Here is a 12,881-nt window from a genome sequence, read left to right on the forward strand (position 1 = left end):
GCCAGGAGGAAACATGACCGTCAGCACGACCCCCGAGGGCTACACCAGCGTCACGCCGTGGATCATCGGCCACGACACGGCCGGCCTGATCGACTGGCTGAAGGCCGCTTTCGACGCCGTCGAGCTGGGCCGCATGACCGACGCCGAAGGGCGCATCGGGCACGCGGAGGTCCGCGTCGGCGACGCGGTGGTGATGATGTTCGACGCCCAGCCCGGCTGGCCGCCCACCCCGGCCTTCCTGCGCCTGTACGTCCCCGACGCCGACGCCGTCCACCGCCGGGCCGTCGAGGCGGGTGGGACGTCGGTCACCGAGATCACCCACCTGTTCTTCGGCGACCGGGTGGGGCGGGTGCGTGACCCGTTCGGCAACCTCTACTGGATCCAGACCCACATCGAGGACGTCTCGGAGGAGGAGATGGAGCGCCGCCTGGGCGACCCGGAGTTCACGAAGGCGATGGAGTACGTCCAGAGCGCGGACTTCTTCCCTGGCAGAGACCGGTGAGGCCGGCGATCGCCGGCATCGGGAAGGGCGTGAGGCAAGGAAAGGGTTGGACGGGCCGCCCGCCGGGTTGCTAGGTTGCCGCGTATGTCCAGCCCCGAGGCGTCAAGACGCTAGCCACCGGTCGTCCGGTGGCTGATACGCGCTGTCGCCTCTCCCGGCCTCGCTGAGGCCGGGATCTTCGCTGTGCCGCGACCGCTCGCCACTCGGATCACCGCTGCGGGCTGTTTCCCACCTGAGCCGTGCGCCGCTCCCGCGTGCCGCCACTCAGGTTCCCCTTCATCGGCGGGCCGACGTCCGGCCTGCCCGATCCGTGGTCGCGGAGTTCTTCTCATGCCATTCGCTGTTTACCTGCTCGCGCTGGCGGTCTTCGCCCAGGGCACATCCGAGTTCATGCTGTCCGGTCTGGTGCCGGGCATCGCGCGAGATCTGCACGTATCCGTCCCCGCCGCGGGGCTGCTGACGTCGGCCTTCGCCGTGGGGATGGCGGCCGGCGCGCCGCTGATGGCGGTGCTGAGCCTGCGCTGGCCCCGGCGGCGCGCGCTGCTGGCCTTCCTGCTCACGTTCCTGCTGGCCCACGTGGCCGGCGCGGTCACGCCCGGCTATGAGGTCCTGCTGGTCAGCCGGGTCGTGGCGGCGCTGGCCAACGCCGGTTTCCTGGCCGTGGCCATGGCGACCGCGATCGGCCTCGCCCCTCCGGACGCCAAGGGCCGCGCCACCTCCGTCCTGCTCGGCGGCATCACGCTCGCGTGCGTCGCGGGCGTGCCCGGGGGTGCCCTGCTGGGCGAGGTGTGGGGGTGGCGCTCGGCGTTCTGGGCGGTGGCCGCCGCCCTGCTCCCGGCCATCGTCGCGGTCGTACGATCAGTCCCCGCCGCCCCCGCGGACCTCGAAGGGCCCACGGCTCGGGGCGAGTCGCGAGTGCTGCGCAGCCCGCGCCTGCTGGTGCTGCTGCTCCTGGGCGCGCTGGTGAACGGCGCCACCTTCTGCACGTTCACCTACCTCGCCCCGCTGCTCACCGGGACCACCGGGCTCGGGCCGGGCTGGATGCCGGCGATGCTGGCCCTGTTCGGGCTGGGCTCGTTCGCCGGGGTGACGATCAGCGGGCGGCTCGCCGACGTGCGTCCCGTCGGGCTGCTGGTGGGCGGCGGGGTGGCGCTGGCCGCCGGATGGGCGGCGTTCGCGATGACGGCCGGGGAGCCGGCGCCGGCGATCGTGCTCGTCTTCGTGCAGGGAACGTTGTCGTTCGCCGTCGGGTCCACGCTGATCTCGCAGGCGCTCTACGCGGCGGCGGACGCGCCCACCCTGGGCGGCGGCTTCGCCACGGCGGCGCTCAACGTCGGCGCCACGGCCGGGCCCTGGCTCGGCGGGCTCGCCATCGGGGCCGGGCTCGGCTTCCGCTCCCCGCTGTGGGTGAGTGCCGCGCTGGTGAGTGTCGCGCTGGTCGTGGCGGGAGCCGCGTACACGATCGGGCGGGCTCCGCGCGGCGTCGGCCGCGCTGCCCGAGACGCCGGCCGCAGGCGATAAACCGGTGGTGTGCGCCGGTCGGGCGCGGCTACCGTAACAGCAGGTCAGCACGGGGGCCAGGGGCACGGCGATGCGGACGCCGGTGCTTGGCCGCGCCCTTTTCCCCCTGCGGGCCGTACGAACCCGCGGCTCACCCGACCGACGGCGAGGCGATGGTCACCAGGGGCACCGTCCTGATCCCCCAGATGATCCCGAGCCGCGGGTTCGCTCTCACTTGCCGGCGAAACGGTCGAGAGCCGCGAAGATCGTATTCCTGAACGTCGTGCTGCCGGTGTGCCCGGAGTCCTCCACCACGACCAGTTCGGCGCCGGGCCAGGCCTGGGCGAGCTGGTAGGCCGTCTCCAGCGGACCGCCCATGTCGAGGCGGCCGTGGATCAGCACGCCGGGGATGCCGGCCAGCTTGTGGGCGTCGCGCAGCAGCGCTCCCTCCTCCAGCCACGCGCCGTTGGAGAAGTAGTGGGAGCAGATGCGGGTCATGGCCATCACCGCGTCGGCGGGCCGGTCGCTGTAGGCGTTCGGCTTGCCGTTGACCTCCATGGAGATCACGGCGTCCTCCCAGGTGACCCAGTCGGTGGCGGCCTTCTCCCGCACCTTGGGGTCGGGGTCGGACAGCAGCCGCGCGTACGCCGCCAGCAGCGCGAACGTGTCGCCGTCACGGTCGGCCTCGGGCACCCCTTGCCTGAACCGCTCCAGCGCCTCGGGGAAGAACCGCCCGACGCCCCGGTAGAGCCAGTCGATCTCGTAGCGGCGGGTGGTCGTGACGGCGGGGATGACGATCTCCGACACCCGCTCGGGGTGGGTCTCGGCGTAGGCGAGGATCAGCGTCGACCCCCACGACCCTCCGTACAGCAGCCACCGGTCGATCCCGAGGTGCTCGCGCAGCAGCTCCATGTCGGCGATCAGGTGGTGGGTGGTGTTGGCGCTCAGGTCGGTCGCCGGGTCGGCGGCATGGGGGCGGCTGCGCCCGCAGTTGCGCTGGTCGAACAGGACGATCCGGTAACGCTCCGGGTCGAAGGTGCGGCGCACGTTGGTCGAGCAGCCCGATCCCGGCCCGCCGTGCACGACGAGAGCGGGTTTGCCCTCCGGGTTGCCGCAGACCTCCCAGTAGACGAGGTTGCCGTCACCGACGTCGAGCATGCCGTGTTCGTACGGCTCGATGGGGAGATTCAAGGCGGTTCCTCTCGAAATATAACAGTGCTTGGATAAATGTAACAGCACTTAGATATCCGAGGGCCGGTGGTCAGGAATGCTCGGCGAGCAGGACGTCGAGCCGGCGGAGCTGCTGGTCGAGGGCGGGGTCCGGGCTGCCCGTCCAGGGGCCCGCCAGATCCGGGCGGTGGCGGGCGACGTGCACGTCGAACGCGGCCAGCTGGTCGCGGGCGTTCTGCTCGTACGTGACCTCCTCCCCCACGGCCCGGCGGGCCTCCCAGCAGAGGTCGATCCGCTCGCGCAACCACGGGGGCGCCAGCCGTTCACGCCCGGCCGCGTCGCCGGCATGCGCACCGGCCAGGCGGGCGATGCGCTCGGCCAGGGCCTCCTCCCCACGGGCGGCCGCCATCCGCTCGAACCTGGTCCATTCCCTGCCCATGGAGCCCAGCCGCTCGCCCCACCGCTCCAGCACGGCCAGGCGAAGGGCCCGCGCCGCCTCCCGCAGCTCGTACGTGGCCGCGTCCAGGCGCCGCGCCGCGCGTTCCCGATGGGCCCGGTCACGGGCGTCGGCCGCGCTCCGCGACCACCAGCCGATCCTGGCCTCGACCACGGCGGGATGGAAGCGCATCTCCGTCAGCCAGGCCACGAAACGGCCCGTGAGCAGGTCGCCGGGGTCGGCGGGACGCCCGCGGAAGGCCTTGTCCATCCCGTGGAACCAGCGCCGGTCACGCGTCAGCCGTTCCACCGCCCACGCCGCGTCCGCCGACGCCGCCTCCCGCGCCTCGGCGACGGTGAACGCCAGCCAGCCGAGGTCGAGCGTCTGAGCCCGGCCGCTGGCGGCCCACCAGTCCACGAGCTCGGCCTGCTCGCGTTCGACGTGCGCCGCGGCCTGCTCGGGGTCGCCGCCGTAGAGGGGGAGCACGTCGATGTCGGACATCGGCCAGGGTTCGCCGCGCCCGACGCTGCCGCCGACGATCAGGCCGTGCACGCCGGGGATCGCGGACAACCGGCGCACCGCCTCGTCCAGGCGGTCGCGGTGCAGCTCTCTCCAGCGCGGCGAGACGCTCATGCGGCGCCGCCCCGCCGCGCGTCCACCTCGATCTCGATCTTCATGCGCGGGTCGGCGAGGCCGCACACGAGCATGGTGGCGGCCGGCCGCACCTCGCCGAAACACCGGCGCAGGACCGGCCAGCAGGGCTCGAAGTCCGCACGGTCGGGCAGGAGGTAGCGCACTCGTACGACGTCGGCGAAGGTGCAGCCGGCCTCGGCCAGGGCGTCCCCGATGTTGCGCAGGCACTGGGCGGCCTGCTCCACCACGTCGTCGGAGATGGTCATCGTCGCGTAGTCGAAGCCGGTCGTGCCCGACACGTGCACCCGGTCGCCGTCCACCACGGCGCGGGCGTACCCGATCTGCTCCTCGAAGGTGGAGCCGCTGAGAATCGTGCGTCGCTCTGTCATGGACGGAACCGTACGGGAGCCGGCGGTCGGGGTCAGCGGCTCAGCAACACCGTGGCGTGATTGCTTCCGGGCACCACGCCGGCCCGCCGGTGCGCCTCCTGGAGCGCCTCCGACGCGTAGTGCCGCTGCATGGCCTGCGCGTCCTCGCACTCGAACAGCACGACGGCCTCGTCGGGCTGGTCGGCGTTGACGCTGACGAGCGCCGTACGCATGCCGGCCGCCGCCCGGGTGTCAGCAAGGCTGTCGAACGCCGCGCGCCACTGGTCGTAGTCGGTGAACCGCTGGCGGACGAGCAGGTACTCCATGGTCACGCCTCCATATATCAACAGTGTTGAGGCCAAGTTAGTTGGAGTGTCCGGGAAATTCAACATCGATGACTATGCTTGAACGAGTGAGCACAAGGCCAGGAGGACGCCGGCCTGGCGCGACACGGACACGGGTCGACATCCTGGCCGCCGCGCAGCAGAGCTTCGCCGAACACGGCTACGTCCTCACCACGATCAGGGGGGTCGCCCGCGCCGCGGGTGTCGATCCGGCTCTGGTCCTGCAGTTCTTCGGCAGCAAGGACGGCCTTTTCGACGCCGCGCTCCGCGACGACCCGCCCGTCGGCTCGCTGGTCTCGCTCGCCCGCGAGGGTGACCCGTCCGACCTCGGCGCCCGGCTCGCCGCCCGCTACCTGGAGTTGTGGGAGGACCCGCACACCGGCCCCCGGATGCTCGCCGTGATCAGGGCCGCCGCCGCGGCTCCCAGCGCCTCGGCGATGGTGACGGCGTTCATGACGGACGCGGTGATGTTGCCTCTGGCGCGCGCCATCGGGGCCGACCAGGCCGAGCTCCGGGCCACCCTCACCGGCGCCTACCTGTTCGGCGTCGCGACCGCGCGCTACGTCCTGCGCGTCGAGCCGCTGGCCGCCCTGGACCGGCCGACCGCGGTCGCGTACGTGGCCCCGGTCGTGCAGCACCACCTCACCGGCGACCTCACGCCCCCCTGAGCGACCGCTGTCACGAGTACGTCAGTTCTCCCCCGCCCCAGGTCCCGGATCTTGTATCCACCGGGCGGACGCGATCCGTGGTCACACTGCTACACAATGTGACGGAGTCGCCGGGCAGCAGCCCGCGGCAGCACCGACACGAGGAGAACTGCATGAAGACCACTCGCACGCGGATCGCCACCCTCACCGCCGCCATCGGCCTCGTCCTGGTGGCGGGCGCCGTCCCGGCCGCGGCCGCCCCGGGATCGTCCAGGGCGGGTGACATCTGCCTGTGGAGCGGCAGAAACTACACGGGCGCGTCCTGGTGCTGGAACCCGGGCAACGGCTACGTCGACGTGCCGCCGGCACTGCACGACAACGTCGGGTCGTTCCGGGCCCACGCCGCCGGCTGCTTCATCAACTGGATCCACGTGCCCACCAGGAAGGAGACGCGCATCGTCAGGAACGGCGACTACCGCAGGGTCTACGACAACGACTTCGGCGGCCGCATCGACGCGGTGGCGCCCCGCTGCTGACCCGGACGCAGGACACGACCTCCGCGCTCGCCCGTGACCTCTCCGGCGGGCGCGGACGATACCGGAGGGGCGGCCGAGGCACGTCTCGGCCGCCCCGGCGCTCAGCGGCCGGGCGGGGTGATGCCGGCGATCCGTACGGCCAGCTCGGCCAGGTACGCCAGCCACCGGTCGTCGGCCGCGTCCGGCACGGCCACGATGACGTGGTCGATGCCCAGCCCGGCGAGCTCGCCGCAGCGCTGGACGCTCTCCTCGACGCTCTGGCCGTCCGGGACGCGCATGTGGAGGGTCTTCTCGATCTCCTCGTAGGGCCGTCCCAGCCGCTCGCAGTGGGCACGCAACACGCCGAGCTTGTGCGTGACGTCCGCGCCGTACAGGAGGTTGCACATGTCGGCGTATTCGGCGACGAGCCGGAGGGTCTCTTTCTCCCCGCTGCCGCCGATGAGGACGGGCGGGTTCGCCTGGGGGGCGTTGAGCGTGCGTTCCAGCCGGTAGTGGCGGCCCTCGTACGGTCCGTCCGAGTCGCTCCACATCTGCCGGGCGATCTGGAGCGTCTCCTCCAGCCGCTCGAACCGCTCCGCCAGGGGCGGGAAACGCAGGCCGAGCCCGCGGGCCTCGGGCTCGTACCAGCCGGCGCCGATGCCGAGGACCGCTCGTCCGCCGGAGAGCGCGTCGAGGGTGCTGACCTGTTTCACCAGCAGGCCAGGCTCGCGGTGGACGGCGCAGGTCACGAGCGCGCCCAGGCTCACCCTGCCGGTGAGGGCGGCGGCGTAGGACAGCGCGCCGTACGCCTCCAGCATCGGATCCTCCACGGCCCCGAAGTTGGGGATCTGGAAGAGGTGGTCCATCACCCAGAAGCTGCGCAACCCCGCCTGGTCGGCGCCGCGGGCCGCGGCGGCGAATCGGGCGGCGATGGCGGCGTCGCCACCGGGCCAGGTGAAACGCGGGCACGTCAGACCGAGGTCCATGGGGATCACTCCTTGGTCGGGGAGAAGGCGTCCGCGGGAAGGCGTCACCGCGGGCATGAAAAAACCCTCTCGCCTGGACGCGGTCCGCGGCGGAGAGGGCTCCGTACCCCGTCATTGTCTCACGAGGCGCGGGTCACCACAGTCCCAGCAGGATGGGGGCGGCGTTCACCGCGCCCAGCACCCAAGCACCGCGTACGGCAGAAGGCCCGGCTCCTTGACGGGGAACCGGGCCTGCCGAGTGGGACGTCTCAGCGCAGGGAGCGCACCTGACCGTCGGGGCTCAACACCGCCACCGCCTTGCCGCCGTGCTGCACGATGACCCGGCCCTGGCCGCCCTGCCGCCGCACCTGCGTGGTGACCGGGGCGCCGTCGTCGAGGCGGAGGCAGAACTGGCCCCGCGAGAAGACCATGCCGTTGCCCGCGCACCTCAGCTCGAGGTGGGGCGTGCCCGGGCTCGGGTTGAAGGGGTTGTACATCGCCGGAGCCGGCGTGATCCAGCCGCAGTAGCCGCCGCCCTGCAGGCCGACCACCTGGTTGCGCGCGCTCACGCTCGCCGACCCGCTGGAGCCGTTGCCGGCCGTGACGAAGGTGTCGTTCACCTGGAAGGGCGTGTCACGCAGGTCGATGTTGCCCCGGCCGTCGGCCCGCCCCGTGCACGCCATCGCGGCACCGTAGGGCATGCTCGTCACGGTCGTCGAGCCGTGCCGCAGCGAGCCGGTGGACGACGCGAAGGTCAGGTCGCCGATGTCCACGGTCAGGGTGCGGGGGTCGACGCGCAGCCTGGTGAAGGTCGTTCTGACGTTCGTGCCGGGCGAGGCGCCGCCGGCGGTGTACTGCGAGAAATTGACGTCCCGGCCCCTCCTCGCGAGCGTGATGTATTCGCTGGGCCTGGTGGCCATGTCGTGGCAGTACACCGTGAACACGTTTCCGTCGTTGATGAGCAGGTACGTGCCGTCCCTGGCGATCGGATTCGTCCGGCGGACGTCCTGGCAACTGCTGAAGACCGGCAGGGCGGAGGCGTGCGCCGGCACCTGGGCCACCACCGGCAGCGCGGCGCCCATTACCGCCAGAAATGCCAATGTTCGGATGTGCGGTCGAGCCATGAGATTTCCCCTCCAGCTGCGAACGGACCGTTTGCGTTGTGGAGATTAACAAACACTTCACGGATTCGACGGCGCGACTTGGCGTGGGCGGGAGAATTACTTCTCAAACATTCGGGCCCCCCAGAGGACGGCGGAACGCCCTGTGGCCTGCACAAAGGCAGGCCACAGGCCGGAAATGGGCGTTCGCCACACATGCGGGAGCAGCCCGTTTCCTTGCCGGGTAATCGTCTGGGTGAGCGTGGCGCCGGACTTATCCGTTACTTCAGCCCGAAGAGAAACGAATCCTGATGTATCGGGATTCCTTATCGTTGCGCGCCAGGCGACGAGAGACAGCAGTCCCGGGTCGATCGTCGAGCCTGGACCGTACCGGTCGGTTCGTTCTGGCTGTTAGCATCAAGTTCGTACCGATCGGTTCGATCTATGGGGTGCCATGCCCGTCCACTTCGCCTGCCCGCATGCCCGCAACGCCGCGCCCCGCCAACCGCCTACGTCGTGGCGGCACGGAGGCCGAGGACGACGAGCACCACCGCCGTCACCTTGCCGACCGCACGCTTGAAGCGAGCCCCGTGGAAGAAGTGCGCCCCCCGATGTAGGAGGGCCGTCCAGGTCAGCAACCACGCCGAAATCAGCAGGGCGTGGGCGGTGGCCAGGGCGAGGATCTGCCCGCCGAGATCGCGGCCGGGCTGGATGAACTGCGGGACCAGGGTCAGGTAGATCGAGGCCGCCTTGGGGTTGAGCACGTTCGCGAGCAGTGCCTGGGTGTAGACGGAGCCCTTCCGCCTTCCCGGCTGGTCCGTCAGCGCGGGAGGCGGAGGCCGGGTCGTGGAGCGCCAGGTCCACAGGCCCAGGCAGACGAGGTAGGCCGCGCCGAGGAGTTTGACGGCGGTGAAGGCCTGGCTGGAGTGCATGACCAGCGCCGACAGACCGGCGACGGCCATGGTCGCGTGGGCGTACAGGCCGCTGACCGTACCGAGGATGACGGGCGGAGCCTGGCGGCGGCCGCCGGTTGTGACGTGCTGGATCAGCAGGGTCAGGCTCGCGCCCGGCGTGGCGATGATGGGCAGGATCGCCAGGAGGAACGCGGCGACCGCGTACGGGTGGATCACGCCTGGAGCACCACTCGGTAATGGGTGGTCAGGCGGCGGTCGCCGTCCAGGACGTGGAAGGCCAGGCCGGGCGGTTGTTCGCGGTCGGCGGGCTGGTCGCCCTCCCACGGCAGGCGCAGGGTCCAGGTGGTGGCCGGTGCGACGATCAGGGGGCGGCCCGCGAAGGTGGACGCGGCCGGCGTGTGAGCGTGGCCGGTGAGCACGGCCACGACCTGCGGGTGGGCGTCGAGCAGCGCGGCCAGGTCGCCGGTGCCCTCCAGCCGCTGGGAGTCGGGCAACGGGTGGTGGAGGGCGACGGGCGGCTGGTGGAAGGCGATCAGCGCGGGCGTGTCAGGGGCGAGGCCGTCGAGGGTGGCGTCCATCCAGGCGAGGGTTTCAGGGGCGAGGCGGCCCTCGTTGCGGCCGGGGATGGTGGAGTCGCACATCAGGATGGCGGTGCCGCCGTGCACCTCGTTGACGGGGCCGGGGTCGGGCGGCTGCCGCAACATCGCCTTGCGGTAGGCCGGGCGGGCGTCGTGGTTGCCGGGGCAGGTGAGCACGGGGAAGGGGGCGGCCAGGACCTGGGCGGCCTGCTCGTACTCGGCCTCCTCCCCGTGATCGGCGATGTCGCCGGTGACCAGCACGGCGTCGACCGGGCGGGGAAGTGCCCGCAGGTAGCTCATGACCCGGGTGGCGCGCCGGAGCGCCCTGTCGGTGCCGTCGAGGTGCAGGTCGCTGATCTGGGCCAGCAACAACGTCATCGTGGCGCCTCTTCTAATGGTTAAATGGAATTTATCGTTAGAAGGGTAGGGTGCGAAGAGGAGATGGACAACCCGGAGGGGTGAGCGTGGAGCGCTGGCCGGCCTTGGAACTGGCGAGCACGATCCGCCATGACGGCGCCGGCGGCGTCGCCGACGACCTGGAGACGCCGCAGAGCACGGCCCGCTGGATCCACCAGCAGGCCGAGCTGCTGGCCGGCCACGTCGACGTCGCGGCGCTCACGGTGGACGAGACGCTCGGCAGCGAGATCGTCGAGCTGCGCCGGGCCGTGCGGGCGCTCTTCGCGCAGGCGGTCAGCCCCGCGCCGCCGAGCCGGGCCGACGCCCACCGGCTGATGCCGGTCGAGCAGGCGCTGGCCCACCTCAACGCGGCGGCCGCCCGTGAAGCCATCGCCCCGCAACTCGACTGGCCAGCGGACTCACCACCTCGGGTGGGCGTGTTGTCGGATGAATCCGACCCGAACGTCCGGCTGATCGCCGCCCTGGCCCGGGCCGCCATCGACTTCCTGAGCGGCCCGCAACGCGAACAGTTGCGGGCCTGCAACGCGCCGCGCTGCGTACGCTATTTCGTCAGGAGCCACGGGCGGCAGGAGTGGTGCAAGCCGTCATGCGGCAACCGGGCGCGGGCGGCACGCCACTACCAGCGCCACAACGCCACCCCCTGACCCGGCCGCCGGACTCCTACGTCCGCAGGGCACGCGGCCCGCCTGACGGACGTCCCCCTACGGCCAGCACCTCGGCCAGCAACTCCGGAAGTCCCACAGGCCGCAGAGTCTCCGTGGTCTGGGCTGCGACAAGCTCAGCCAGGGACCACCATCGGTGGTCGACGATCGCTTGCTGTTCGTCCGGTTCCAGATAGGCGCGGGTGGTGGCCTGCGCGCCGCGTGCCCGCGCGAGAAAGTACCGCTCGTACATGTGCACGGGTTCGCCTCTCCACCGCACGTCCGCATCGAGCGTCCACAGACACGGCCCCCACTCGACCTCCGTCAGCCCGGTCTCCTCCAGCAGTTCCCGGCGAGCGGCCTGAACGAAGTCCTCGTCGTCCTTCAACCCTCCACCCGGGGGCACCCAGAACAACTCCCGGACCGGAAACCCGGGAACGACGATGGCGCCGTCGTCCCTGTGCCGGATCATCAGAATCCGATCGTCCTGATCCAGCAGCACCACCCGGGCACCTCGTCGCGTCCGCACCGCTGGCTCCTGTCCGGCTTGGTCACTCAGTCGAATCGGCTTGACAGTTGATCTCGTATCCACAAGATTATTGCGTCCCTCCGTCCATTTTCTTAGGGATCGTGATGAAGCGGACCGTCGTGGGTGTGATGCTGGTCGCGGGCCTGGCACAACTCGTCGCCGCCCCCGTGCAGGCGGCGGCCGTAAGCGACCCCGTAAAAGTGCTTCGATCCGCCTTGAGCCCGGGTAAGGGCGTGAACGTCGTCTCCACCGTAAAGATGGATCACGGTCGCGGCTGGTACTACACCCTGGAACTGGACGGCCTGCTCGCGTTCGGGCCGCGAGGCGAAATCGCCTCCGACACGTCCCAAAGCCTGAAATATGGCAAGACGGCGAGGAGCCTCCTGAAAAAGTCCGACGTGGCGGAGGAAGCCGCCCTGGACGAGACACCCCTGCGAGTGATCTCGTCAGGCTACGACGACTACCTCGCAGGCCCTCGATTCGCCGGCGTGCTGCCGCAGGGCGCCACATGGGTGCGCTACTCGTTCACTGATCTGCCCGCCAGCAACCCGCTGCTGGAGGTTCTGGAGCCCGCCACGCTCAAGGCGCTGCTGGCTCAGCGTACGTCGTGGCGGGGCGGGGTGGTGAAGGGCACGATCAAGGCCGACAGGCTGGTGGAGGTATCCCGTTCCTTCGCCTCGCGCTTCAGCGGCTACTCCATCAGCAAGCCCGTCAGCACCATCTCGTACGCCCTCCGCCTGAGCAGGGCGGGACTGGTGGAACGGGTTACGGCCAAGGGAGCCCTGCGCCACTGGAAGGGTTCCGTGCTCCGCGTCGAGTCGGACACCCGCTACTCCGCCTGGGGACGACGGGTCACCGTCGCGCTGCCCCTGAAGGGCGAGGTGCTCGACCAGAAGCAACTCGAGGGCAAGGTGCCCTACCAGGTGCCCGGTGCCTGGAATTAGCGGTCCTCACCCGTCCGGGTGTGCCGGCCGCGGAGGCTCGCCCGGTGGCGCCATGGGCTCGGTACCGGTGGTGGTGCCGGGGGCCTGAACGTCCGGCCCGGTCGACCCCCCGTACGTGGCGATCTTGAATTCGACCGCCGCGAGGGAAAGGGTCAGCTCGCGGATCCGGCGCCGGATGATGTCGCGATGTTCGACCAGGGCATCAAGCCGCTCGGGCACCGTGTGCTCGCCGGCGTCGACGAGCGAGATGTAGTGCCGCAGGTCACGCATCGGCATGCCGGACAACCGCATCCGGGTGAGGAACACCAGCCGCCGAACCGCTCCGGCGTCGTAGACGCGATGACCGCTACCGTCGCGGGCCACCTCGACCAGCCCGCTTCGCTCGTAGTAGCGCAGCGTGTGAGGCGAGATGTCGAGAAGGCCGGCAACCTCGGCGATCGTCATCGTCGCGGGCAGGTCGGCCAGGTCGGCGAGACGGTGGATCGCCTCGACCGACAGCGGACCGTCATCCCCAAGCGCTTCGAGCGCCCTGGTCATCAGATCGTCGGTGGCCATTGGTAGTCAGGGGCGCGGTGCCGTGAAGGCCCGGTTCCCCATCCCCCTTTCAATTCCGTACGTGCGGTTTTCCCGCATACGGCTTACCGATGATCTTCTTGACATGGTTACGCTGCCTTCGGA

The 12,881-nt window shown here is 70.8% G+C and carries 16 protein-coding genes; 6 read left to right on the top strand and 10 right to left on the bottom strand.

The genetic code is table 11. The annotated features are described in order from the left end of the window. The first annotated feature begins 13 nt into the window (after positions 1-13). Both ABGA98_RS42590 and ABGA98_RS42595 read left to right on the top strand, forming a co-directional pair. Positions 14-502 (top strand): VOC family protein, encoded by a 489-nt coding sequence (locus ABGA98_RS42590; protein WP_347624175.1) that lies wholly within the window; start codon positions 14-16, stop codon positions 500-502. A gap of 330 nt (positions 503-832) precedes the next feature. Then, complete coding sequence (locus tag ABGA98_RS42595; RefSeq protein WP_347624176.1) at positions 833-2,023, top strand: Cmx/CmrA family chloramphenicol efflux MFS transporter; 1,191 nt, start codon at positions 833-835, stop codon at positions 2,021-2,023. A gap of 210 nt (positions 2,024-2,233) precedes the next feature. On the opposite strand, the gene pip is transcribed toward ABGA98_RS42595, so the two are convergent. The 4 genes from pip to ABGA98_RS42615 form a co-directional block, all read right to left on the bottom strand. Beyond that, positions 2,234-3,193: a prolyl aminopeptidase gene (gene pip / locus ABGA98_RS42600; protein ID WP_347624177.1), complete on the bottom strand. Its 960-nt coding sequence runs from the start codon at positions 3,191-3,193 to the stop codon at positions 2,234-2,236. 70 nt (positions 3,194-3,263) lie between these two features. After that, positions 3,264-4,241: a nucleotidyltransferase domain-containing protein gene (locus ABGA98_RS42605; protein WP_347624178.1), complete on the bottom strand. Its 978-nt coding sequence runs from the start codon at positions 4,239-4,241 to the stop codon at positions 3,264-3,266. Next, positions 4,238-4,630 carry a RidA family protein gene (locus ABGA98_RS42610; protein WP_347624179.1) on the bottom strand — a complete coding sequence of 131 codons (393 nt, stop codon included), beginning with the start codon at positions 4,628-4,630 and terminating at the stop codon, positions 4,238-4,240. The genes ABGA98_RS42605 and ABGA98_RS42610 overlap by 4 nt, the downstream gene beginning before the upstream one ends. A 32-nt stretch (positions 4,631-4,662) precedes the next feature. Further along, entirely contained in the window at positions 4,663-4,935 is a 273-nt protein-coding gene (locus tag ABGA98_RS42615; RefSeq protein ID WP_347624194.1) for an antibiotic biosynthesis monooxygenase, read from the bottom strand. 86 nt (positions 4,936-5,021) lie between these two features. On the opposite strand from ABGA98_RS42615, the gene ABGA98_RS42620 reads away from it, so the two are divergent. Together ABGA98_RS42620 and ABGA98_RS42625 are read left to right on the top strand one after the other, a co-directional pair. Next, complete coding sequence (locus ABGA98_RS42620; protein ID WP_347624180.1) at positions 5,022-5,621, top strand: TetR family transcriptional regulator; 600 nt, start codon at positions 5,022-5,024, stop codon at positions 5,619-5,621. A gap of 152 nt (positions 5,622-5,773) precedes the next feature. Beyond that, positions 5,774-6,136: a peptidase inhibitor family I36 protein gene (locus ABGA98_RS42625; RefSeq protein WP_347624181.1), complete on the top strand. Its 363-nt coding sequence runs from the start codon at positions 5,774-5,776 to the stop codon at positions 6,134-6,136. 101 nt (positions 6,137-6,237) lie between these two features. Here the strand turns inward: ABGA98_RS42625 and ABGA98_RS42630 are convergent, their stop codons facing one another. The 4 genes from ABGA98_RS42630 to ABGA98_RS42645 all read right to left on the bottom strand — a co-directional run bounded on the left by ABGA98_RS42630 (position 6,238) and on the right by ABGA98_RS42645 (position 10,050). Next, positions 6,238-7,101 carry a TIGR03560 family F420-dependent LLM class oxidoreductase gene (locus tag ABGA98_RS42630; protein ID WP_347624182.1) on the bottom strand — a complete coding sequence of 288 codons (864 nt, stop codon included), beginning with the start codon at positions 7,099-7,101 and terminating at the stop codon, positions 6,238-6,240. Positions 7,102-7,349: 248 nt separating this feature from the next. Beyond that, complete coding sequence (locus ABGA98_RS42635; protein WP_347624183.1) at positions 7,350-8,204, bottom strand: GON domain-containing protein; 855 nt, start codon at positions 8,202-8,204, stop codon at positions 7,350-7,352. 485 nt (positions 8,205-8,689) lie between these two features. Further along, entirely contained in the window at positions 8,690-9,310 is a 621-nt protein-coding gene (locus ABGA98_RS42640) for a LysE family translocator (RefSeq protein WP_347624184.1), read from the bottom strand. Further along, the gene (locus ABGA98_RS42645) at positions 9,307-10,050 is read right to left on the bottom strand and encodes a phosphodiesterase (protein ID WP_347624185.1); all 744 of its coding nucleotides are present in this window, start codon (positions 10,048-10,050) and stop codon (positions 9,307-9,309) included. Before ABGA98_RS42645 ends, ABGA98_RS42640 begins: the two co-directional genes overlap by 4 nt. An 86-nt stretch (positions 10,051-10,136) precedes the next feature. On the opposite strand from ABGA98_RS42645, the gene ABGA98_RS42650 reads away from it, so the two are divergent. Further along, the gene (locus ABGA98_RS42650; protein ID WP_347624186.1) at positions 10,137-10,733 is read left to right on the top strand and encodes a CGNR zinc finger domain-containing protein; all 597 of its coding nucleotides are present in this window, start codon (positions 10,137-10,139) and stop codon (positions 10,731-10,733) included. 16 nt (positions 10,734-10,749) lie between these two features. Here ABGA98_RS42650 and ABGA98_RS42655 read toward each other — a convergent pair whose 3' ends face one another. Beyond that, positions 10,750-11,259 carry an NUDIX domain-containing protein gene (locus ABGA98_RS42655; RefSeq protein WP_347624187.1) on the bottom strand — a complete coding sequence of 170 codons (510 nt, stop codon included), beginning with the start codon at positions 11,257-11,259 and terminating at the stop codon, positions 10,750-10,752. A gap of 104 nt (positions 11,260-11,363) precedes the next feature. On the opposite strand from ABGA98_RS42655, the gene ABGA98_RS42660 reads away from it, so the two are divergent. Next, a complete protein-coding gene (locus tag ABGA98_RS42660) occupies positions 11,364-12,203 on the top strand; it encodes a hypothetical protein (protein WP_347624188.1) in 840 nt (279 codons plus the stop codon). A 6-nt stretch (positions 12,204-12,209) separates the two neighbouring features. Here the strand turns inward: ABGA98_RS42660 and ABGA98_RS42665 are convergent, their stop codons facing one another. Next, on the bottom strand, positions 12,210-12,758 hold the full coding sequence (locus ABGA98_RS42665; RefSeq protein WP_347624189.1) for a MerR family transcriptional regulator: 549 nt from the start codon (positions 12,756-12,758) through the stop codon (positions 12,210-12,212). Positions 12,759-12,881: the final 123 nt, after the last annotated feature.

Source organism: Nonomuraea sp. B1E8 (assembly GCF_039871515.1).
Classification (GTDB): Bacteria; Actinomycetota; Actinomycetes; order Streptosporangiales; family Streptosporangiaceae; genus Nonomuraea.

Coding starts and splice junctions, on each gene's coding strand:
- ABGA98_RS42590 (WP_347624175.1), top strand. CDS start 14: ATGACCGTCAGCACGACCCCCGAGGGCTACACCAGCGTCACGCCGTGG.
- ABGA98_RS42595 (WP_347624176.1), top strand. CDS start 833: ATGCCATTCGCTGTTTACCTGCTCGCGCTGGCGGTCTTCGCCCAGGGC.
- ABGA98_RS42605 (WP_347624178.1), bottom strand. CDS start 4,241: ATGAGCGTCTCGCCGCGCTGGAGAGAGCTGCACCGCGACCGCCTGGAC.
- ABGA98_RS42610 (WP_347624179.1), bottom strand. CDS start 4,630: ATGACAGAGCGACGCACGATTCTCAGCGGCTCCACCTTCGAGGAGCAG.
- ABGA98_RS42615 (WP_347624194.1), bottom strand. CDS start 4,935: ATGGAGTACCTGCTCGTCCGCCAGCGGTTCACCGACTACGACCAGTGG.
- ABGA98_RS42625 (WP_347624181.1), top strand. CDS start 5,774: ATGAAGACCACTCGCACGCGGATCGCCACCCTCACCGCCGCCATCGGC.
- ABGA98_RS42630 (WP_347624182.1), bottom strand. CDS start 7,101: ATGGACCTCGGTCTGACGTGCCCGCGTTTCACCTGGCCCGGTGGCGAC.
- ABGA98_RS42635 (WP_347624183.1), bottom strand. CDS start 8,204: ATGGCTCGACCGCACATCCGAACATTGGCATTTCTGGCGGTAATGGGC.
- ABGA98_RS42645 (WP_347624185.1), bottom strand. CDS start 10,050: ATGACGTTGTTGCTGGCCCAGATCAGCGACCTGCACCTCGACGGCACC.
- ABGA98_RS42660 (WP_347624188.1), top strand. CDS start 11,364: ATGAAGCGGACCGTCGTGGGTGTGATGCTGGTCGCGGGCCTGGCACAA.
- ABGA98_RS42665 (WP_347624189.1), bottom strand. CDS start 12,758: ATGGCCACCGACGATCTGATGACCAGGGCGCTCGAAGCGCTTGGGGAT.